The organism is Arthrobacter sp. Hor0625, from assembly GCF_052567525.1.
In genome coordinates this window covers 1,711,190-1,730,316 of record NZ_CP199586.1, presented here as the reverse complement: position 1 = coordinate 1,730,316, position 19,127 = coordinate 1,711,190, and the positions used below count along the sequence as shown (strand labels likewise).

The following is a 19,127-nucleotide window of genomic DNA, read 5'->3' as shown; positions in this document are numbered from 1 at the left end:
GGTCAGGAGAAGCGCCCGGGCCGGAAAGTGGCCAGCATCGGGTGCTTCCGACCTGTGGCAATCTCTCCCGCCAGCAGTTCACCTGCGATGAGCCCAAGCGTGGCCCCCGAGTGGGTGAATGCCACGAAGCAACCAGGCACCTGCCCTAGTTCGCCCAGGACCGGTTCGCCGTCCCCCGGGATCGGCTTGTAGCCGATTTTCCAGGAGGCCGGTTTAAGTTCCGGGTGGCCGGCAATCAACTTGGCTGCCTCGTCGGCGAGCTCCTGCACAACATCTTCCGGGATGCTGAAGGTACCGTCGGAGTGTTCGATGATGTGTTCTTCGTACCAGTCGTGATCAAGCGCCAACGCATGCCCCGGATTCGGGCGAACCGCGGCCCGCGGCGTGTTGAGCACCGCCTTCAGCTCGTGTTCCACGGGCTTGGTCAGCACCAGCATGGAAACCGGAGAGCCGTTGGGGATCTCGACGCCCAAGGGTGCGACGACGGCGGGAGTTGCAGCCCCGCAGGCGACCAGGACAGCGTCGGCGGGATAGGTTTGGCCGGCCGCCGTTTCGACACCCGATGCCCGGCCGCCGTCGACCGTGACCGACACCTTGCCGGCGTTGAGGACCAGCTCCCCGCCCCGCTCGTGGAACTCGTCCATCAGGAACTCCACGAGATCGGGCAGGCTCACCCAGCCCTCACCGGGGTTGAAGATGGCGCTGTCCGTCACCGCGGCGGCTTCGACGCCGGGGACTGCAGCGGAAATCTGTTCCGGGGCCAGAAGCTTGGAGTCGTACCCGATGGCGGTCTCGTACTCGTGCCTGGTTTCCGTGGCGATTTGCTCTCCTTCGGCGTGCCACATAAGCCCGCCGCCGAACTGCAGCCAGTCCCGGCCCGGATCCGCGGCGAAAAGTGTGCGGTAGCGGTCCACGCCGGCGACGCGCAGCTGGTGGTAGGGAGTGGAACGTTCGCCGGCGGAGTTCAACCAGGACAGCGAGCGGCCGGTAGCCCCGCTGGCCAGGCCTTGTTCGCTCAGCAGCACTACGGAGGCGCCTTCGCGGAGCAGGTGGACGGCGGTGGAGACGCCGAGGATGCCGCCGCCGATGACGGCGACGCGCTTGGATGCGGGCGAGGTGGACATGGGTCTGCCTTTCATTGGGTGGGGAATGCTGTGGGCGCGCGGAGCCGCGGCGGTTGCCGGGCCGACGCCGGGAGCTTTCGGGTGCGCGGCGGAGGCGCGCTCAGGCGTAGGCGCGGACGCTTTCGATGACTTTCAGGACGTCGAGTGCCTCTTCCGGTGCAACCGGAAGCGGGCCATCGCCGTGCAAGGCCGCAGCCAGCTGGCGGTAGAACCCGGGATAGGCGCCGGCCCGGGCTGGGACGGGCTGCGTCGCTCCGTCGACACCGAGCCGGCCCCAGATCTCCGGGGGTTCCACGCCATAGGCGGGATCGGTCGGCGCCATGCCGGCTGCCAGGGCCGGTTCCTGACTGTCCAGACCCCATTTGGTGTAGCCGGCCTTTGACCCGAGGACGTGGAAGCGTGGACCCGCTTGCGGTGCCATCCCGTTCATCCACAGCCGTGACCTGACCCCGGATTCGTGCCACAGGCTGACGAACGCCTCGGTGTCCGCGCCTTCCGGGTTGCCGTGGTTCGCCGTTTCACCGTAGCTCTCCGCCACGGGACCGAACAGCCGGATGGCTTGGTCGATCAGATGGGCGCCAAGGTCATTGAGGATGCCACCACCGTCGGAAACCCTGGCGGTGTCCCGCCAGTTGCCAAAACCTTCCGGCCGCCACCATTCAAAGCGGGATTCGAAGCTGCGGACCTCGCCGAGCGCACCATCCCGCACCAGATCCTGCAGGGTCAGGAAGTCGGCATCCCACCGCCGGTTCTGGAAAACCGTCAGCTTCACGCCGGCGTCGGATGCCAGGCTAATGAGTGCCTCACCTTGGGCCGACGCCGAAACGAACGGTTTGTCGACCACCACGTGGAGGCCGCGGGCGATCGCCGCAGAGGCAAGGTCCGCGTGGGTTCCCGGCGGCGTGCCGAGCACCACGAGGTCGAGCGTGTCGGCGGCGGCGAACAGCGCCTCCGGTGTCGGCAGTACCCGGGCCCTCGGATAAAGCTTTGCCGCCTCGGCGGCGCGGGCCGGGTCGGCCGTGACGATCGCGTCGAGCGAGTAGGCCGGATCGGCGGCGATTAGCGGCGTGTGGAAAACCTTCCCCGATACTCCGAAGCCTACGACCGCGGTGCGGATGGTCGCAGCTGGGCGTCGGCCCATTAGAGCACCTCCGAGAGGAACCGCTGGAGCCGCTCGCTCTGGGGGTCGTCGAAAAGCTGGGCCGGGGTACCGGCCTCGACAACCTCGCCCTCGTCCATGAAGACGACCTGGTCCGCGACTTTCCGGGCGAAGCCCATCTCGTGGGTCACCACCAGCATGGTCATGCCGCGGCGGCCCAACCCCGCCATCAGTGTCAGGACGCCCTTGACCAGTTCCGGGTCCAAGGCGCTGGTGGCCTCGTCGAAGAGCATGACCTCGGGTTCCATAGCCAGGGCCCGTGCGATTGCGACGCGCTGCTGTTGCCCGCCGGAGAGGTCGCGGGGGCGGTGGTCAGCGCGTTCGGCCAGGCCGACCTCGGCCAGCCGGCGGCGGGCGCGTTCCTTCGCCTCGCTCTTCGACATCCCCTTGACACTCCAGAGGGCTAGGGCAACGTTCTCGAGCGCCGTATGGTCCGGGAAGAGATTGAAGTGCTGGAAGACCATACCGATACGGGCGCGCAGGAGATCCGGTTTGACTTGCAGGGCACTCTCACCGGCCAGCAACACGTCACCGCTCCGGGGTTCGTGCAGCCGGTTGACCCCGCGCAGCAGGGTGGACTTGCCCGAGCCGGAGGGTCCGATGATGCAGGTCGTGGTGCCGGGGGCGACTTTAAGGCTGACGTTGCGAAGCACCTCGACGTCGCCGTAGGCCATGGTGAGGTTCTGCAGCTCCAGGCTGGAACCGTGGAACGTCTCTGCGTCCGAGGCGGCGATGCGGGTGGTGTTGTTTGCGAGGCTCATGTGTTGCTCCCGGTGGTCAGCGGTGAGGCCGCGTCGAGTTCTTTTACTTCCTTCAGGCCGCTGCTGGGTGCGGCTGAACGGCGTCGGCCGGTCCGGAAGCGGTTGTCGAAGTAGTTGACCAGATGGGTCAAAGGCACGGTTATCACCAGGTAAAAGATCCCGGCGAGGACTAGCGGCGAGAGGTTGCCGGTCAGGACGGCTGCATCCTGCCCGACCCGGAACAACTCGCGTTCGGAGACCAGCATGCCCAGGAAGTACACCAGGGAGGAGTCTTTGACGATCGCAATGAACTGGTTGACCAGCGCCGGCAGGACCCTGCGGACGCCCTGCGGAACCACCACAAGGGCCATGGATTTGGCGTAGCTCATGCCCAGCGCGCGGCAGGCCTCGCCTTGGCCCTTGTCGACGCTCTGGATGCCGGCGCGGAAGATCTCGCCGATGTAGGCACTGGCGATCAGGCTGAGGGCGATGATGCCCAGCGGGTAGGGCGAGGGGCCGAAGATCGACTGGCTGAAGCGGGCGAAGCCCTGGCCGATCAGCAGGATGGTCAGGATGGCCGGAAGCCCACGGAACAAGTCGGTGTAGATGCGGGCGGGAACACGGAGCCATGCGGAAGGGGAAATCCCCATGACGGCGACGATCATGCCGAGTGCGACTCCAATGATGGTCGCCGCGACGGAGATGATCAGGGTGTTAAGGAGGCCGACTCCCAGAAGCTGGGGCAGGACTTCGGCCATCGCGCCGAAGTCGAGGAAGGTGCGGGTAATGGTGCTTAACCAGTCCATGGTTGCTCTCAGACGTAGGTAGCTTGTGGGTCCCGGGCGGGCCGCGCTGTGCGGCCCGCCCGTTCAGGTGGCAGCGGGAAACGGCTGCCGGCGGTGATACGTAGCGTCGTCGGCCCTACTTGCTGGCCGTCGGGCTGGGTGCAGGGCTGGAAGTCTGCTCAGCCTTGGGCAGGTACTGCTCGGGCATCGGGGAGCCCGGGAACCACTTCTGGTAGAGCTTCTTCCAGGTGCCGTCCTCCATGGCTGCGGCCAACCCCTTGTTCAGCGCGTCCTTGAATGCAGTCTTGCCCTTGGCGACGGCGAAGCCGGCCGGAGCATCGAAGGACGGGATGTCCGCGGCGCTGACCAGTCCGTACTTTTCGACGTACGCCTTCGCCGCCTCGTAGTCGAGGAAGTGCGCATCGACGGACCCGCTGTTGACGGCCGAGATGGCGGTGTTGTTGTCCGGGAACCGCACGAGATCCGTGGAGGTGAAGTTCTTTACCGCATAGGCCTCCTGCAGGGTTCCCTGCACGACCCCCAGACGCTTGCCGCCCAGCGCATCGGCACCGGTGATGCCGGACGATTTCTTGGTGATGACCGTGAGGTAGCCGGCCAGGTAGCCATCAGAGAAGTCGACAGTCTGCTTGCGCTTGTCCGTAATGCCGATCGCCGCGACGCCGGCGTCGAACTGGCCGTTCGACACCGCGGCGAGCAGGCCGGAGAAGTCCTGCCCGGTAAAGACGACTTTGTCGATACCGGCGCGGTGGGCAACGTCCTTGAAGAGTTCAACGTCGAAGCCGGTGAAGTTCCCCTGGGCATCCGTGAACGTGTACGGCTTGGAGTCGCCGAGGCTGGCGACCCGGATGGTGCCGGGTTCGATGAGTCCGTAGGGGTTGTCCGCCGGTGAGGACGAGGCGGAGGAGGCGCCGCCGCAGCCGGACAGCGCCAGCACCGCGGCGACTGCGGCGGCAACGAGCGCCCCGGGGCGCAGCTTCTTTCCTGTATTCACAGCGTTTTCCAATCGTGGAGTGAGCGGGGTAGGCAGGCAGGGAGTTCCGCGGTGCGGAACTGTCGATGCGGGCCTTGCTGAGTCCGGTCTCAGTCCATAAGATTGAGACCGGACTCACATCGATTGCTAGAAATGTAATCGAAGCCACATGGGGCGTCAAGAGTCCGCTACGAAAGGCCGTAATGAAGAGTGATGCCTCCCGACGACGCGATGTCACCGTCGCCGACGTCGCCCGCGCCGCCCAGGTCTCCAAGGCCCAGGCCGCCCGTGCCCTGGGAAACTACGGTGCCGTAAGCGACGACGTGCGCGAACGCGTGCTTGCCGCCGCCGAGGAACTGGACTACCGGCCCAACGAACTTGCCCGCAGCATGAACACCGGAAAATCCAACACCATAGGGGTTGTGGTGGGCGACATCGAGAACCCCCACTTCGGCCTCGCCACCCGCGGCATCACGGACACCGCAAAACGCGGCGGTTTCAACGTCATCCTCATAAACACCGACGAGGACAACGCGGCTGAAGTCGACGCCGTGGGGGTTCTTCTTGACAAAAGAGTGGACGGCCTCATCGTGGCCCCGGCATCCTCGGTGGAAACGCAGCACCTGCGGCGGGTGCACGACGCCGGCCGGCCGCTGGTGCTGCTAGACCGCAAGGCGCCGGGTCTCGAGGTTCCTACGGTCGCCGTCGACATGGAGGAAATCTCCTACGCGTCTACGCGGTACTTGATCGACGCCGGCCACCGCAGAATTGCCTTCATCTCCACCCTGCGCACCGAGGTGACATACCGGGACGGCATGGAGCTGGACTCGTCGCAGATCTCCGACAGGCGCGATGGCATGAAACGGGCCTTCGACGAGGCCGGGCTGGTACTGCCGGACGACCTGATCCGCCTGAACGCCGGGGACAGCAGGTCCATCGGGAAAATTACCCGAGAGCTGTTGCAGCGTCCGGATCCGGCGACGGCGATCATCGCCTCGGACGGCCTGATCGGGCTGGGGGTCGTGGAGGCCATCCAGGAACTTGGCCTGTCGATCCCGGCGGACGTGTCCTTCCTGATGTACGACGACTTCGCCTGGACCCGCCTCACCTCACCGCCACTGACGGTAATTGCCCAGCCCGTGTACGACATGGGCGCAGCCGCCGCGGAGGCGCTGATCCGTCAGATCGAAGGCCGCGACCCGTCCGCCACCCCGCCCGTATTCACGGCCGAACTGATCCGTCGAGGCTCGGTGGGGGCGCCACCGGCCGAGCAGCGCTAAAACTCGGTAAGGCCCAGACAACGGGGCGTGAGACCCGCGCTTCGCGAGGCACCCTCCCGCCTGCAGACACCCCGGCCCAGTCCCGGCCCGGCCACCACCTGCCCTGCTTGCTGTGAGCCTCTTCACAATGTAGCCTTCGAAACAACTTGTGATGCTTATTAAGCAACTATTTTTCGGATGGAGACAATCGTGGCAAAGACCCAGCGGGCGGCGTACGCCGGTGAAACGGCCGGCGGCAAGGTGACGCAGGTGGAGACCTACGGGATCGAGCAGATTCCGGAGAAGGACCGGAACGCCAGCGCCTTTGACCTGTTCCGCGTCTCCTTCGGCGGCGCCAACACGTTCGCCACGGCGTTCCTGGGCGCCTTTCCGATCCTCTTCGGGCTCTCCTTCTGGCAGGGCCTGGCCGCGACGCTGACGGGGCTCGTGATCGGCGCGCTCCTGCTGGCCCCCATGGCCGTGTTCGGCCCCACCAACGGCACCAACAATGCGGTGTCCTCGTCGGCGCACCTGGGTGTGCACGGCCGGATCGTCGGATCGTTTCTCTCCCTGCTGACGGCGACCGCATTCTTCTCCATTTCCGTGTGGAGTTCCGGGGACGCGCTGGTGGGAGGCTTGAACCGGCTCGTCGGCGTCCCCCAGGACATGGGCTCGTTCGCCGTGGCGTACGGCCTCTTCGGAGCGCTGGTTCTGGTGGTCTGCATTTACGGATTCCGGTTCATGCTCCTGGTCAACAAGATCGCCGTCGTCGCCGCCACCTTGTTGTTCGTCGTCGGGTTCATTGCCTTTGGCGGCGACCTCGACCTCAACTTCGCCGGAGCCTTCGGCACCGGCCTGGACGGTCTGGGTGTCGAGGGCTTCATCCCCGCCTTCATCGGGGCGGCGCTGATCGTCATGTCCAACCCCATCTCCTTCGGCGCCTTCCTGGGCGACTGGGCCCGCTACATTCCCACCGCCACGCCGAAGCGGAAGGTCATCGGCGCCGCGTTCCTCGCCCAGGTGGCCACGCTCGTGCCGTTCGTATTCGGGCTTGCCACGGCATCGATCATCGCCACCAAGGCGCCGGAGTTCATGGACCCGGCGGCCCCCAACTACGTCGGCGGCCTCCTCGCTGTCTCGCCGGCGTGGTACTTCATCCCGCTGTGCGCCATCGCCCTGATTGGCGGCATGTCCACAGGCGCCTCCTCCCTGTATGGAACCGGCCTGGACTTCAGCAGCGTCTTCCCCCGCTTCAACCGCGTCCAGGCGACGGTGTTCATCGGACTGCTGGCCATCGCCTTCATCTTCATCGGCCGCTTCGCCTTCAACCTCGTGCAAAGCATCTCCACCTTTGCCACCCTGATCGTCACCTGCACCGCGCCGTGGATGGTGGTGATGATCATCGGCTTCATTACCCGCCGCGGCTGGTACGACGCCGATGCCCTACAGGTCTTCAACCGGCGCCAGACCGGCGGCCGCTACTGGTTCAACCACGGCTGGAACCTGCGCGGCATGCTGTCCTGGCTGGTCAGTGCCGCGGCCGGCCTGAGCCTGGTCAACATGCCCGGCCAGTTCCAGGGACCGCTCGGCAATCTGGCGGGCGGCGTAGACATCAGCCTCCCCGCCTCCCTCGTCCTCGCCGCCGTGCTCTATATCGGGCTGTTGTGGCTGTTCCCCGAGCCCCGCGCCGTGTTCCCTGCGGCCGGCCCGCGCTGGGTCCCGAGCCGCGAGACTCCGGTTGCCCCGCTGAAGGACAGCGCCGGGAACACGGTCCCCGCGACGGCCGGCCCCGGGAGTGCGGAGCAGGAGCAGGCTGAGCTGGTGGCCCAGCCGTGACCTGGTTGGACCTCAGCGTCCCGCTCCGATCGGGCATGCCCGTCTACCCCGGCGACCCCTCCGTCCGCATCGCCCCGGCCCTGACGGTGTCCGACGCCGGCGCGAACGTGCTGTCGCTTTCGATCGGGTCCCATTCGGGAACCCACGTGGACGCCCCCTTCCACGTCAACGATGACTGGGAGCGGCTGGACCAATTGCCGCCGGCACGATTCAGCGGTCCGGCAGAGCTGGTGGATGTCCGCGCCGCCGGGCCGGGAGGCACGATTACCGCAGGGCACCTGGCCGGCCTCCGCCCGGCGTCCGACCGGAACGGCGGGCCGGACCGCATCCTGCTGCTCCACACCGGGTACGCCGAACACTGGGAATCCCCGGAGTACCTCAACCACCCGTTCCTCGACGCCGAGGCTGCCCGGCTCATCGTCGACCGTGGATACCGCACGGTGGGGCTGGATGCCCTCAGCGTGGACAGGAGCACGGGCGCGGCCGCGGAAGCGGAGGAGGCCGAACACGGAGCGTTTCCGGCACACCACGTCCTGGCCGGCAACAGCTGCGCCATCGTGGAGAACCTGAGCGGGCTAGACCGGGTCGCACAGGCCGTCGCCGCCGGCGCCGCCGTGGAAGTCTTTCTCTTTCCCCTCAGCATTCCGGGCGCCGATGGCGCCCCCATCCGGGCGATGGCGCGCGCCACGCTCCCCGAGTTGCGTGCGAAGGCGGACGCCGTCCCGGCCCCGCACGGGCTGGCCAGGGAGGACGTCGAAACCGCGGCAGCCCGGCTGGTTGCCGCGTTTGCCACCACGGATACCGAGGGCTATTTCGCGTGTTTCAGTCCGGCAGCGACCTTTATCTTCCATCCGGAACCGGACAGGCTCGGTTCGCGGGAGGAGTACCGGCGGCTGTGGGACGGCTGGACCGCTGCCGGGTGGAAGGTGCTCGATTGCCAAAGCAGCGAGCAGGACATCCAGCTGCTGGGCAGCACGGCCGTGTTCACGCACCGGGTTCTCACCACGGTGCAAACGGACTCAAGCGGGTCGACGGCGGTCAGCGACGAACGGGAAACGATCGTCTTCACCCGCACGGCGGAGGGCCAGGTCCTCGCCGTCCACGAGCACCTCTCCGCCGTGCCGCCTGCGCCGTCGGGCACGTAAAAAACCGGCCGGATGCCGCCCGCCCGGAATCATCCGCCAGCTGCGCCAGGGAAGGCGCCCTGAAGCGCCGTCATCAGTAGGACGGCGCCAGGTGCGCATTCCTTACGGCGCATCTAGAGTGAACTGCATCGCTGTGCGCGCAGGGGGTTCCATGCTTCAGGCCCGGTCCCCCCAGAGTGCATCCGGTATCCGCGCGCGATCTTCGGGGGCATGTTTGAAACTTTTGCTAACGTCCGGCGGCGTGACGAACCCAAGCATCCATGCGGCGCTTGAGCAGCTGCTCGGGAAACCGGTCGGCCACTGCCACGCCCTGGTTATTCCGACCGCGCAGTGGGGCCACCCGATGTGCGGGCCGGCCTCGGTGCGGCGGCTCATGGCCGCCGGCCCCGGCTCCCCGCACCTGTCCGGCCTGGGCTGGGCCTCCCTCGGCGTCCTTGAACTCACCGCGCTCCCGAGCATCGGGTCGGAGCGTTGGGTGCCCTGGGTCCGGGAGGCCGACGTGCTCCTGGTCGACGGCGGCGACGCGACGTACCTGGCCCACTGGATGCGGGAATCCGGACTGGCCGACCTGCTGCCGACACTGCCCGACACGGTGTGGGTGGGGGTGAGTGCCGGAAGCATGGTGATGACGCCGCGGATCGGGAAGTCCTTCGTCGAGTGGTCCTCCGCCGCGGACGACCGCACCCTCGGAGTGGTGGACTTTTCGATCTTCCCGCACCTGGACGCGTTTCCGACCAACACCCAGGAGCACGCAGAGCGCTGGGCCGCCGACCTCGGCGGCCCAGCCTACGCCATCGACGAGCAGACAGCGATCAAAGTCATGGACGGCTCGGTCGAGGTGGTCTCCGAGGGACAGTGGACGAAGTTCGGATGACGGCCGCCGGGCATTCCTGACGCCCTTCCCTACACCGCCCCGCCCGGCCGTTCCCGGGACAGGCGGCGTCCGAGTGCCAGCACCCGCGAGGCGAGACTGTCTTCGTCCGCGGCCGCGGGCCCGACGGCGGCAGCCAGAGGCACGCCCGCGCGGCCGCTGAGCACCGCGGTCCACAGTGCCTCGACGGTCGAGACAGCCTCGATGGCCCCCGTCGGCCTGGACACCAGCCACCCTCCCCCGGTGGCTGCCACCTTCGGGGCACCGGGCCAGGACCGGCAGAGGTCATTGACCGTCTGGGCGACGATCAGGTGTTGGCGCATCGTCCGCACAGGTCCCAGCACGGGATCGGCCACGACGGTCTGCCCGCAGGCTCCGCACATACGTTCGTCCTCCCCTACGGCATGACGTCGCCGGAGTTGGGCCCCAGCGTCTGGCCCACGTACAGGTTGCCGCCCGGGTCGCTGGCCAGCAGCAGCGCGGTGGGGGCCACTTCGGCGGGGAGGCCAAAGCGGCCCAGCGGAAGCTCGGCACGTTTAGCCGCCTTCCAGTCCTCCGAGATGCCCTCCACGAGCGGCGTTTCAATCGGCCCGGGCGCGATGCTGTTGACCAGCACATTGTCGCCGGACACTTCCAGGGCCAGGGCCTTGGTCAGACCCACCACCCCGGCCTTGGCGGCACTGTAGTGGGCGAGCCCGGTCCCGCCTTTGATCGCCAACTGGGAGGCGATGTTGATAATGCGGCCCCACTTCCGTTCCCGCATCTCCCCCACCACCTCGCGGCAACACAGGAAGACGCCGGTGAGGTCGACGGAGACGGTTTCGTTCCACATGGCCAGGGTCATGTTTTCCAGCGGCGATTCGGTCAGCAGCCCCGCACTGTTAACCAGGATGTCGATCCTGCCCAGCTGCGCGCGGGCGGCGGCAAACGCGGCCTTCACGCTCGCTTCGTCCGAGACGTCGACGGCGATCCTCCCGGATCCGCCGTCCCGGTCCAGGACGGCAACCGTGTCGCCGTTCGCCGTGAAAGCCTCGGCGATTGCCTTCCCGATGCCGCTGGCACCGCCGGTGACGACGACGGCCCGGCCCGTCGAGTGCGGGGACGTGTCAGTGTTCTGCATACTGTCCTTTCAGAAGGTTCAGGCCCGCATCTTGATGGTGAGTCCGCCGTCGACGATCAGCGATTGACCGGTGACGTAGGCGGCGGCGTCGGAAGTCAGGAAGCCGATAACGCTGGCGACTTCCTCGGGACGGCCGACCCGCCCCCACGGGATGTCCCGCCCGGCCCGCTGCAGGCCCTCGGGGCCGAGTGAGTTCACCGGGTCCAGGGACTGGGGTGTCTCGATCAGGCCGGGGATGACCGCGTTGGCACGGATGCCGCGCGGCCCCAGCTCGGCGGCCACGCTGCGGACGAGCCCGAGCACCCCGGCCTTGGCGGCCGCGTAGTGCGCGTGTTCCTCCCAGCCGTAGACCCCGCCGGCGATGGAGGACACCGCGACCATCGCTCCGCCGTCGGCCATTCTGGTGGACCCGGCCCGGAGGGTGCGGAGGACGCCGGTGAGGTCGACGTCGAGCATGTCCTCCCAGCGGTCGTCGGTCATCTCGCCCAGGGGCGAGTTGCGCAGGATCCCGGCGTTCGCAACCGCGTAGTCGAGCCTGCCGTACTCGTCGACGGCTCGCTGGGCGAACGCGTCGACGGACGGCGTGCTGCGGACGTCCACTTCGTGGATCACCGCCTGGCCCCCCGCATCCTTGACCTGGCGCAGCGTTTCCTCCGGGTCGTGGGGATCGCCGGGGAAGGTGCCGATCACCGAATGGACGCCGCGGCCGGCGTAATGGACCGCGAGCGCGCGGCCGATCCCGCTGGCCGCCCCGGTGATGACCGCCACCTGCGCCGCATCCGGGCTCATGCCTGGACCTCGTGCGGGTGGTCCTCCAGGAGGGCCTCCGCCGGAGGCTTGGCCGCGATCATGAGAAGGCCGGAGACCAGGGTGCCCACGGCACCCACCCAGACGGCCGCGGTGCCGGTTCCGCTGCTGGCGGCGATCGCGGTGAAGATGGCGCCGCCGATGATGGTGCCCGGCTGGCTCATCGCCCCGATGAACGCCGTTCCGGTGGCCCGGCAGCTGACCGGGTAGCACTCCGCCATGAAGTACTGGATGGCGGCGTAGGGGCCGACCAGGAAGAACAGGCCGGCGCCGTAGGAGGCAATGATCGTAAAGGCGTTGGTGGCGAGGGGGCTGAGCATGATGGTGAAGGAAATGCCGGACAGGATCCAGCCACCGATGATGGTCTGCTTGCGGCCGATCTTGTCGCCGAGCCAGCCGTGGAAGACGTAGCCGAAGTACGCCAGCAGGTTGATCACGATCAGCATCCAGAAGGCGTCGGAGAGTTCCACGCCCTTGGCGTTCTTCAGGACCGAGCTGCCCAGGACACTGAAGATGGTGATGCCGAAGAAGTTCACGATCCAGGCCAGGGAGAAGACGATGGTGTTCCGCCGCAGGTGCGGTTCCCAGATCCGCTTCAACGGAGCAGCGGAGGAGTGTTCGACGCCGTAGGCGCGGGCCAGGGCGTGGGCCTCATCCGACTCCCCGCTCTTCTCCAGTTCGGTCAGCTTGTGGTGCAGCTCGAACTGGGGGGTTTCCTTCAGCTTCTTGGCGATCACCCACACAATGATTACCGCCGGGACGGTGGCCATCAGGTACAAGGCCCGCCACCCGAGGGACGGCAGGAAAGCGAGCGCGAGGGCACTGGCCAGCAGGAAGCCCAGCGGCCATCCGCCCTGGATGAACGAGTAGTGGAAGCCGGGGCGCTTGCGCTTATCCGCGACCTCGGTCACCTGGTAGACCTCGTTCATGTAGGTCGCGTTGACCGCCTGTTCCGAGAAGCCCAGGCCGCCGAAGGACCGGATCAGGACCAGGAGGCCGTTGCTAAGGAAGGGAATGCCGGTCGGGATCAGGGCGGTCAGGCCCGAAACCACCGCGGTGCCGCCAATGGTCGTCATCATGCCCTTGCGGCGGCCCAGACGGTCGATCACGGGGCCGATCCCGAAGCAGACAATGGCGGTGCCCACGGCGATCCAGGTGTTGATGGCGTAGGCCTCGGGCGCGGTCCAGCCAAACTCCTCCTGCATGGCCGGCAGCAGCGTCCCGAACAGGCCGTAGTCGAAGACGGCAATGGTCCAGGCGAGCAAAGCCAGGACAGTAGCGACGCTGGTGTTCTTCTTGGAGAAGACCGGGAAGCGGCGCTTCTCGTCCGGCCGCGGCCGGGTCAGGTCGACGGCGGGTTCCTGAATGCTCATGACTGGTTTTCCTTTCGGGGGCTGCGGGCGAGGAACGAGTCCGCGATCTGGTCGAAGGTCATCCAGCTGACGCCCTCGTGGGAGTTGATGTGCTCGATCAGGCGTTCGAGCATGAGCAGTACCTGCGGGCGGCCCGAGACGTCGGGGTGGATGGTCATCGTGAAGACGGCCTGGTCCATTTCCCGGTAGACCCAGTCGAACTGGTCGCGCCACATCTGTTCGATATCGCGGGGGCTGACGAAGCCGTGCGAGTTCGGGGAGGCTTTGATGAACATCATGGGAGGCAGGTCATCGAGGTACCAGTTGGCCGGGATCTCGACCAGGTCCGTTTCTTTTCCGCGGACCAGCGGTTCCATCCAGGTCTGGGCGTCCTTGGTGTAGTCGATCTTCTTCCAGCTGTCGCCAACCCGGACGTAGTAGGGCTCGAAGTCGCGGTGCATCAGGGAGTGGTCGTACTTGATCCCCCGCTCGAGCAGGATTTCGTTCGTGACCGGGGAGAACTCCCACCAGGGTGCGACGTAGCCGGTGGGACGGCGGCCGGAGACCTTTTCGATAAGTTCAATCGAGCGGTCGAGGATGGCGGTTTCCTGCTCCCGGGTCATGGCGATGGGGTTTTCGTGCGAGTAGCCGTGCACGCCGATCTCGTGGCCGGCGTCGACGATCATCCGGGTCAGTTCCGGGAAAGTCTCGATGGAATGGCCCGGCACGAACCAGGTCGCGGGCAGACCATACTTTTCGAAAAGTCGGATGAGGCGCGGGCCGCCGACTTCGCCGCTGAACAGGCCGCGGGAGATGTCGCACGGGGAGTCTTCGCCGCCGTAGGAGCCGAGCATGCCGGCCACGGCGTCCACGTCGACGCCGAATGCCACTTGGATGTCCTTTGTCATGGGTTCAACCTTTCACTGCGCTTGTTGTTGGTTTCTGGTGTTCTGGGTTGCCGGCGGCGGGCCTGTCCGGATCCGAGGCCTTGCCGCGGAGCGCGAAAGTTTCTGCGACGCGGTCCGGCCCTGCGTCCAGCCTGAGCAGCACGCTCAGGAGGATCAGGGACTGGGACGGCCTGAGCCATCCGGACGGTATGGCGCCCGCCTCGCGCAGGTCTTCGCCGCCGCCGTCGCCGTAGACGGGAACGACGGCGCCGGCCTCCACCCGGGTACTGGTCACCACCACGACACCCGCCGCCGTCGCTTCGGCCACCGCCTGGCAGATTGGGTGGTTGGCGTTGCCGGTCCCCGTTCCCTGCAGCACGATTCCGGCCGCACCTGCCTGTACCGAACTCCGGAACTGGGTGGCATCGGCGCCGGGGTAGACAGCGACGAGATCCACCCGCGGCCCGGCACCGGCACCGGGCAGCGGCAGCGCGGCGTGCTGCTGGGGAGTTGCCGAGAAGCTGACCTCCCCGGACTCGGTGACGGAGCCGATCGTTCCAAAATCAGGGTTGGCGAAGGCCTCGGGCTTGGTGGTGTGGCATTTCCGCACGCCGGTCGCGGGAAAAATGGCGCCGGCGAACGCCAGCAGCACGCCTTTCCCGCGGGCCTCCGGTGAGCCGGCGACGGCGATCGCCCTGGCGAGGTTTCCCGGGCCGTCGGGATTCGGGGCATCGGCCGCCTGCTGCGCCCCGGTGAAAACTACCGGGCGGGGATCATCATGGGTCAGCGCCGCCAGGTAGGCGGTTTCCTCCATGGTGTCCGTGCCGTGGGTGACCACGACGCCGAGGACCTCCGGGGCCGAAAGGGCCTCCCGGATCCGGGCGCAGATGGCGATCATGTCATCCACGGTCAGCAGGTACGACCCCTTCCGGAAGACGTCGACCACGCGGACCGGGTGGGCGGGCGGCCCGCCGATGCTGGCGAACACCTGCTCCCCGGTGTCGGACGCAACCGCGCCCCCACCTGCCCCGGAACCGCGGGAGGAGATCGTCCCTCCCGTGGCGAGCAGCACCACGTAGGCGGTGCTCGAATCTGTGACAGTCATATGTACTCCGTTGCTCTGCATCCGTTGCCGGACACTCACCCAATCGATTGGGTATGTGGGTAGAAAGTATCTTCGGGATGTTTCGTGCAACTGCCGTCCGGCGTTTCGTCGGCGTAAACACTTCTGGTGTCGGCGCCGGCCGCCGGGCTACCCAAACGATTGGGTTGGGGGTAAAAATGACTATAGGATGTGACCTGTGACACGTCAAGGGCCCTATGGCGGGAGATGCCCGGCCGTATCCGGCAGTCTTGGTGTGACGCCTTCTCGAGCTGCGGCAGGGGACCAATGAAGGAAAATTCGGCCGACGGCCGCACCGTGACACTCAAAGACCTAGCCAGCGAGCTGGGCATCCACCCGTCGACCGTGTCCAGGATCCTGCACTCGGGCTCCGAGGTGGCCCGCGGTGCCGCCTCGGTGGCCACCGCCGAACGGGTCCGCGAACTGGCGCGGAAGCGCGGCTATTCACCCAACCCGCAGGCGGCCGGGCTTCGGACCCGGCGGACCCGCCTCATGGGCGTCATCGTCCCGCGGCTCTCCGACTTGGTCCTGGCCATCATGTACGAGGGCATTGAGGAAGCCGCAGCCGAGCTCGGCTACTCCACGTTCGTGATGAATTCCCGCGACGATCCGGAGGAACAGCGCCGGAAAGCGGAGACCATGCTGGCACGCAGGGTGGATGGCTTGATCATCGGCGACGCCCACCTGGACGGCAGCCATTTGCGCGAGCTCAGCGCCCGCAAGGTTCCCTTCGTGCTCATGAACCGCCGGGTCGCCGGCTACCCGTCGGCCACCTGCGACGACGTCCTCGGCGGCCGGCTCGTGGCCGACCACTTGTGGGGCAGCGGCCACCGGGATGTCGCCGTCATTGCCGGCGAGCCCTACGCCAGCACGGCCGTGGACCGGACCGGGGGCTTCGTGGACCGGTGGAAAGCCCTGGGCGGCACGATCTCGCCCAAGGCCGTGGTGTGGTCCAGGTTCGACACCGTCGGCGGACACGAGGCCACCGAAACCATCCTGGCCAGCGGGCTCCCCCGCCCCACCGCGATCTTCGCGGTCAACGACTTCGCCGCGATCGGCGCCATGGGCACGCTGCGCTCCCACGGGCTCACCGTCGGCCGCGACGTCGCGGTGGTGGGCTTCAACGACACCTCCGTCGCGGCCGAGCTCCCGATCCCGCTGTCATCGGTCCGCTCCCCCATGCTGGACATCGGGAGGACGGCGATGCGGCTGCTCAAGCGTGTGCTTGACGGTGAAACGGTCGAGCCCGTCCTCCTCGAACCGACCCTCTGCATCCGGGAAAGCAGCGCGCAGACCATCCCCGGCTGACCCCGCGCCGAGGTCAGCCGGCCGCGCCCGCGCCGGTCCGGTTGGCTGCCCCGAGAATGCCGAGGGCCAAGGTGCACGTTGCGCGGACTTCCCCGTCGGCGAGGTCCAGCTGCAGCAGCTCCTCGATCTTGCGCATGCGGTAGCTGAGCGTGTTCCGGTGAATGAAAAGTTCGGCGCAGATTTTGGGGGCGCTCCCGCTGTGCCGCAGGTACGCCTCGAGAGTTTCCAGCAGGGCGCCGGCGCCGTCTGCGGTCAGCGGGGCGAGGAGCCGCCGGCACATGGCCACGAGTCCCTGGCTGGGAAGGCCCTGCACGATGCCGGCGAGGTCGGCGGGCGGCGCTTGGTGCACACCGGGCGGTCCCACCTGGCGGCGGGCGAGCTGGAGCGTCAGCGGCAGTTCCCCCAAGCTGCCGGATTCCGCCACGACGACGGAAATCTCCGGGGCATCCCGGAAGAACTCCCGGACCGTCGCCAGCAGGCCGGCCGGCTCCTCGCGCCTCTGGAGCAGCAGCGAGGTCAGGCCTGCCTCCTCCATGAACCGCACGGTGCCGAAGACACCCTGCAAGCCCACCCGCGCCCGCCAGGCGACGGCCCGCAGCCGCGCCGGGGCCACATCCGCGGTGCCGCCGATGAGCACCGCGCTCCACTCGGCGCCCGGATCGAAGCCCGACTCAAGGGCGAAGCGGCGCAACGGAACGCCCGGATCGCCGCGGTCCACATACAGCGCCTCCATGAAGCGTGCAGCTTCCCGTGAATGCAGGGGCGAACGCGAGCCCAGCGTGTAGCTCAGCTGCATGCCGATCACAGCGGCAACGGGACCCAGGATGGGCTGGAGCACCAGGTCCGCGCCGATCCCTTCGATGGAGAGCCGGAACTGGTCCGCGGCACCGCTGGGCAGCCGCAGGATGGTCCGGGCGGTCCCGCCGTGCGCGGAGCCGGCGGCCACCAGCTCGAAACCGTCCTGGTCGATCACGGCCACCCTGGCATTCACGGCGTCCGCGACCCGCCCGAGCACCTCGGCGAGCGATCGGCCGTCCGCCGCCAGCCTGGTGCAGTCGTCTGCCAGTTCCCAGCCCTGCCGCAGCTCTTCGAACCGCTCGGCGGCGATCACCTGCTCCACGTGTTGCATGACAAGCACGAACGGCACTTCCGGCGGGAGCTCCAGCAACGGCAGGCCATGCGCCTCGCACGCCTGCAGCAAACCGGGCGGCAACTCCCGGTGCGCCGCGCCCAGCCCGAAGGCAAGTGCGGAGACGGGGACGTCCATCAGCCGTTCAACGTAGGCATCCCAGATCCTGAAGTCCCGAACGTTCAAGCCCATGCCGTTGGTCAGCACCAAGGCATTGACGCTGAGGAACGGCCGCGGGTCCATGTGTTCCGTGGGAGCGCACCAGGCGATCGGCCGGTTCAACCTGCCCTCGCCGCCAACGACGCGCAACCGGACGTCCAGTCCGATGTCGGCTACAAGGTCTGAGATCCTCATGGCACCTTCCCGCGGAGCGAAAGTCCTACATGTAGTGCTCTGAGCATATCCAACCGCTATCAATTCAGCACTTTGCACAATATCCCTCCTGCGCGATGCTGAGTAGCGTGGCATTTATGCAGAAAAATGTGACCGCCGGCACGTCCGGCCGCGTGCTTTTGAATTCGGACATGGGCGAAGGCCTCGGCCTTCACGAGTTCGGCAACGACGAAGAGCTGATGCGCATCATCGACGTCGCCAATGTGGCCTGCGGCTACCACGCAGGCGATCCCGACGTCATGAACCGGACGGTGGAGCTCGCCGCCGAGCACGGCGTGGCCGTCGGCTCCCACCCCGGGCTGCCGGACGTGGTGGGCTTCGGCCGCCGCCGGATGGTGCTCACCCCCGCGGAGGTCGAATCGATCATCCTGTACCAGACCGGGGCGCTGACGGCGTTCCTCGGCAAGCACGGCCTTGCCCTGAACCACATCAAGCCCCACGGCGCGCTCTACGGCATGCTGGCCGGGGACGAGGAGCTCATGCAGGCAGCCGCGGGGGTGGCACTGCAGTTCGGGGTTCCGTTTTACGGCCTCGGCGGGACCGCCCACGAGGACGTGTGCCGTGCCATGGGCGTGGAATTCGTTCCCGAACTATACGTCGACCTCAACTACGGACCCAAGGGGGAGCTGCTGATCCAGCGCCGCCCGGTTCCAACAGATCCCGACGCCGCAGCGGAGCGCGTCAGCCGCGCCCTGGCCGGCAAACCGGTGCTCGCCGTCGACGGCACGGAGCTTGATATCCCCTTCCGGAGCGTCTGCGTGCACTCCGACGCGCCCAACTCGGTCGCAGTGGCCAGCGCCGTGCGCACGGTCCTGGGCTGAAACCCCTAAATCCAACCAGCTGAAAGCGAGCACCCCAATGGCTAACATCGTCTCCCCGCTTCCCGGGATCTTCTACCGCAAACCCGGCCCCGGCAAGCCCCCGTTCGCCAACGAGGGCGACACCATCGAGGTCGGACAAACCGTCGGCATCGTCGAAATCATGAAGCAGTTCACCGAGATCCAGTCGGATGTGGCCGGGGTCCTCGAATCGTTTGCCGTGAATGAGGGCGACATGGTCAATCCCGGCGACACGATCATCGTCGTCCGAGAAGGGTAA

19 protein-coding genes are annotated in these 19,127 nt (G+C 67.3%); 7 read left to right on the top strand and 12 right to left on the bottom strand.

The annotated features are described in order from the left end of the window. Window positions 1-2 precede the first annotated feature (2 nt). The 5 genes from ACTWLI_RS07910 to ACTWLI_RS07890 all read right to left on the bottom strand — a co-directional run bounded on the left by ACTWLI_RS07910 (window position 3) and on the right by ACTWLI_RS07890 (window position 4,820). A complete protein-coding gene (locus ACTWLI_RS07910) occupies window positions 3-1,124 on the bottom strand; it encodes an NAD(P)/FAD-dependent oxidoreductase (RefSeq protein ID WP_445153380.1) in 1,122 nt (373 codons plus the stop codon). Between the two features lie 100 nt (window positions 1,125-1,224). Beyond that, entirely contained in the window at window positions 1,225-2,265 is a 1,041-nt protein-coding gene (locus ACTWLI_RS07905) for a Gfo/Idh/MocA family protein (protein ID WP_445153379.1), read from the bottom strand. Next, window positions 2,265-3,044 carry an amino acid ABC transporter ATP-binding protein gene (locus ACTWLI_RS07900; RefSeq protein ID WP_445153378.1) on the bottom strand — a complete coding sequence of 260 codons (780 nt, stop codon included), beginning with the start codon at window positions 3,042-3,044 and terminating at the stop codon, window positions 2,265-2,267. Before ACTWLI_RS07900 ends, ACTWLI_RS07905 begins: the two co-directional genes overlap by 1 nt. Further along, window positions 3,041-3,829, bottom strand: a complete 789-nt coding sequence (locus ACTWLI_RS07895) for an amino acid ABC transporter permease (protein ID WP_445153377.1) — start codon at window positions 3,827-3,829, stop codon at window positions 3,041-3,043. Before ACTWLI_RS07895 ends, ACTWLI_RS07900 begins: the two co-directional genes overlap by 4 nt. A gap of 115 nt (window positions 3,830-3,944) precedes the next feature. Further along, window positions 3,945-4,820: an ABC transporter substrate-binding protein gene (locus ACTWLI_RS07890; protein WP_445156075.1), complete on the bottom strand. Its 876-nt coding sequence runs from the start codon at window positions 4,818-4,820 to the stop codon at window positions 3,945-3,947. A 182-nt stretch (window positions 4,821-5,002) separates the two neighbouring features. Here ACTWLI_RS07890 and ACTWLI_RS07885 point away from each other — a divergent pair, with 182 nt between their 5' ends. From ACTWLI_RS07885 to ACTWLI_RS07870, 4 genes are all read left to right on the top strand, one after another. Further along, window positions 5,003-6,079, top strand: a complete 1,077-nt coding sequence (locus ACTWLI_RS07885; RefSeq protein WP_445156074.1) for a LacI family DNA-binding transcriptional regulator — start codon at window positions 5,003-5,005, stop codon at window positions 6,077-6,079. Between the two features lie 189 nt (window positions 6,080-6,268). Beyond that, window positions 6,269-7,894, top strand: a complete 1,626-nt coding sequence (locus ACTWLI_RS07880) for a purine-cytosine permease family protein (RefSeq protein WP_445156073.1) — start codon at window positions 6,269-6,271, stop codon at window positions 7,892-7,894. Next, window positions 7,891-9,039 carry a cyclase family protein gene (locus ACTWLI_RS07875; protein WP_445156072.1) on the top strand — a complete coding sequence of 383 codons (1,149 nt, stop codon included), beginning with the start codon at window positions 7,891-7,893 and terminating at the stop codon, window positions 9,037-9,039. Before ACTWLI_RS07880 ends, ACTWLI_RS07875 begins: the two co-directional genes overlap by 4 nt. Before the next feature lie 214 nt (window positions 9,040-9,253). After that, window positions 9,254-9,913 carry a Type 1 glutamine amidotransferase-like domain-containing protein gene (locus ACTWLI_RS07870; protein WP_445156071.1) on the top strand — a complete coding sequence of 220 codons (660 nt, stop codon included), beginning with the start codon at window positions 9,254-9,256 and terminating at the stop codon, window positions 9,911-9,913. A gap of 29 nt (window positions 9,914-9,942) precedes the next feature. On the opposite strand, the gene ACTWLI_RS07865 is transcribed toward ACTWLI_RS07870, so the two are convergent. Genes ACTWLI_RS07865 through ACTWLI_RS07840 form a run of 6 tightly spaced genes read right to left on the bottom strand, consistent with a single transcriptional unit; the run spans window position 9,943 to window position 15,181 of the window. Further along, on the bottom strand, window positions 9,943-10,293 hold the full coding sequence (locus ACTWLI_RS07865; RefSeq protein ID WP_445156070.1) for a hypothetical protein: 351 nt from the start codon (window positions 10,291-10,293) through the stop codon (window positions 9,943-9,945). Between the two features lie 14 nt (window positions 10,294-10,307). After that, a complete protein-coding gene (locus ACTWLI_RS07860) occupies window positions 10,308-11,030 on the bottom strand; it encodes an SDR family NAD(P)-dependent oxidoreductase (protein WP_445156069.1) in 723 nt (240 codons plus the stop codon). Window positions 11,031-11,048: 18 nt separating this feature from the next. Beyond that, window positions 11,049-11,819, bottom strand: a complete 771-nt coding sequence (locus ACTWLI_RS07855) for an SDR family NAD(P)-dependent oxidoreductase (protein WP_445156068.1) — start codon at window positions 11,817-11,819, stop codon at window positions 11,049-11,051. Beyond that, window positions 11,816-13,210, bottom strand: a complete 1,395-nt coding sequence (locus tag ACTWLI_RS07850; protein ID WP_445156067.1) for an MFS transporter — start codon at window positions 13,208-13,210, stop codon at window positions 11,816-11,818. The genes ACTWLI_RS07855 and ACTWLI_RS07850 overlap by 4 nt, the downstream gene beginning before the upstream one ends. After that, on the bottom strand, window positions 13,207-14,097 hold the full coding sequence (locus ACTWLI_RS07845) for a polysaccharide deacetylase family protein (RefSeq protein WP_445156066.1): 891 nt from the start codon (window positions 14,095-14,097) through the stop codon (window positions 13,207-13,209). The genes ACTWLI_RS07850 and ACTWLI_RS07845 overlap by 4 nt, the downstream gene beginning before the upstream one ends. A 4-nt stretch (window positions 14,098-14,101) precedes the next feature. Further along, window positions 14,102-15,181 (bottom strand): asparaginase, encoded by a 1,080-nt coding sequence (locus tag ACTWLI_RS07840; protein ID WP_445156065.1) that lies wholly within the window; start codon window positions 15,179-15,181, stop codon window positions 14,102-14,104. 285 nt (window positions 15,182-15,466) lie between these two features. On the opposite strand from ACTWLI_RS07840, the gene ACTWLI_RS07835 reads away from it, so the two are divergent. Beyond that, window positions 15,467-16,507: a LacI family DNA-binding transcriptional regulator gene (locus tag ACTWLI_RS07835; RefSeq protein WP_445156064.1), complete on the top strand. Its 1,041-nt coding sequence runs from the start codon at window positions 15,467-15,469 to the stop codon at window positions 16,505-16,507. A 13-nt stretch (window positions 16,508-16,520) separates the two neighbouring features. Here ACTWLI_RS07835 and ACTWLI_RS07830 read toward each other — a convergent pair whose 3' ends face one another. Beyond that, on the bottom strand, window positions 16,521-17,990 hold the full coding sequence (locus ACTWLI_RS07830) for a PucR family transcriptional regulator (protein WP_445156063.1): 1,470 nt from the start codon (window positions 17,988-17,990) through the stop codon (window positions 16,521-16,523). 116 nt (window positions 17,991-18,106) lie between these two features. Here ACTWLI_RS07830 and pxpA point away from each other — a divergent pair, with 116 nt between their 5' ends. Then, complete coding sequence (gene pxpA / locus ACTWLI_RS07825; protein ID WP_445156062.1) at window positions 18,107-18,850, top strand: 5-oxoprolinase subunit PxpA; 744 nt, start codon at window positions 18,107-18,109, stop codon at window positions 18,848-18,850. A gap of 37 nt (window positions 18,851-18,887) precedes the next feature. Next, on the top strand, window positions 18,888-19,127 hold the full coding sequence (locus ACTWLI_RS07820; protein WP_056737495.1) for an acetyl-CoA carboxylase: 240 nt from the start codon (window positions 18,888-18,890) through the stop codon (window positions 19,125-19,127).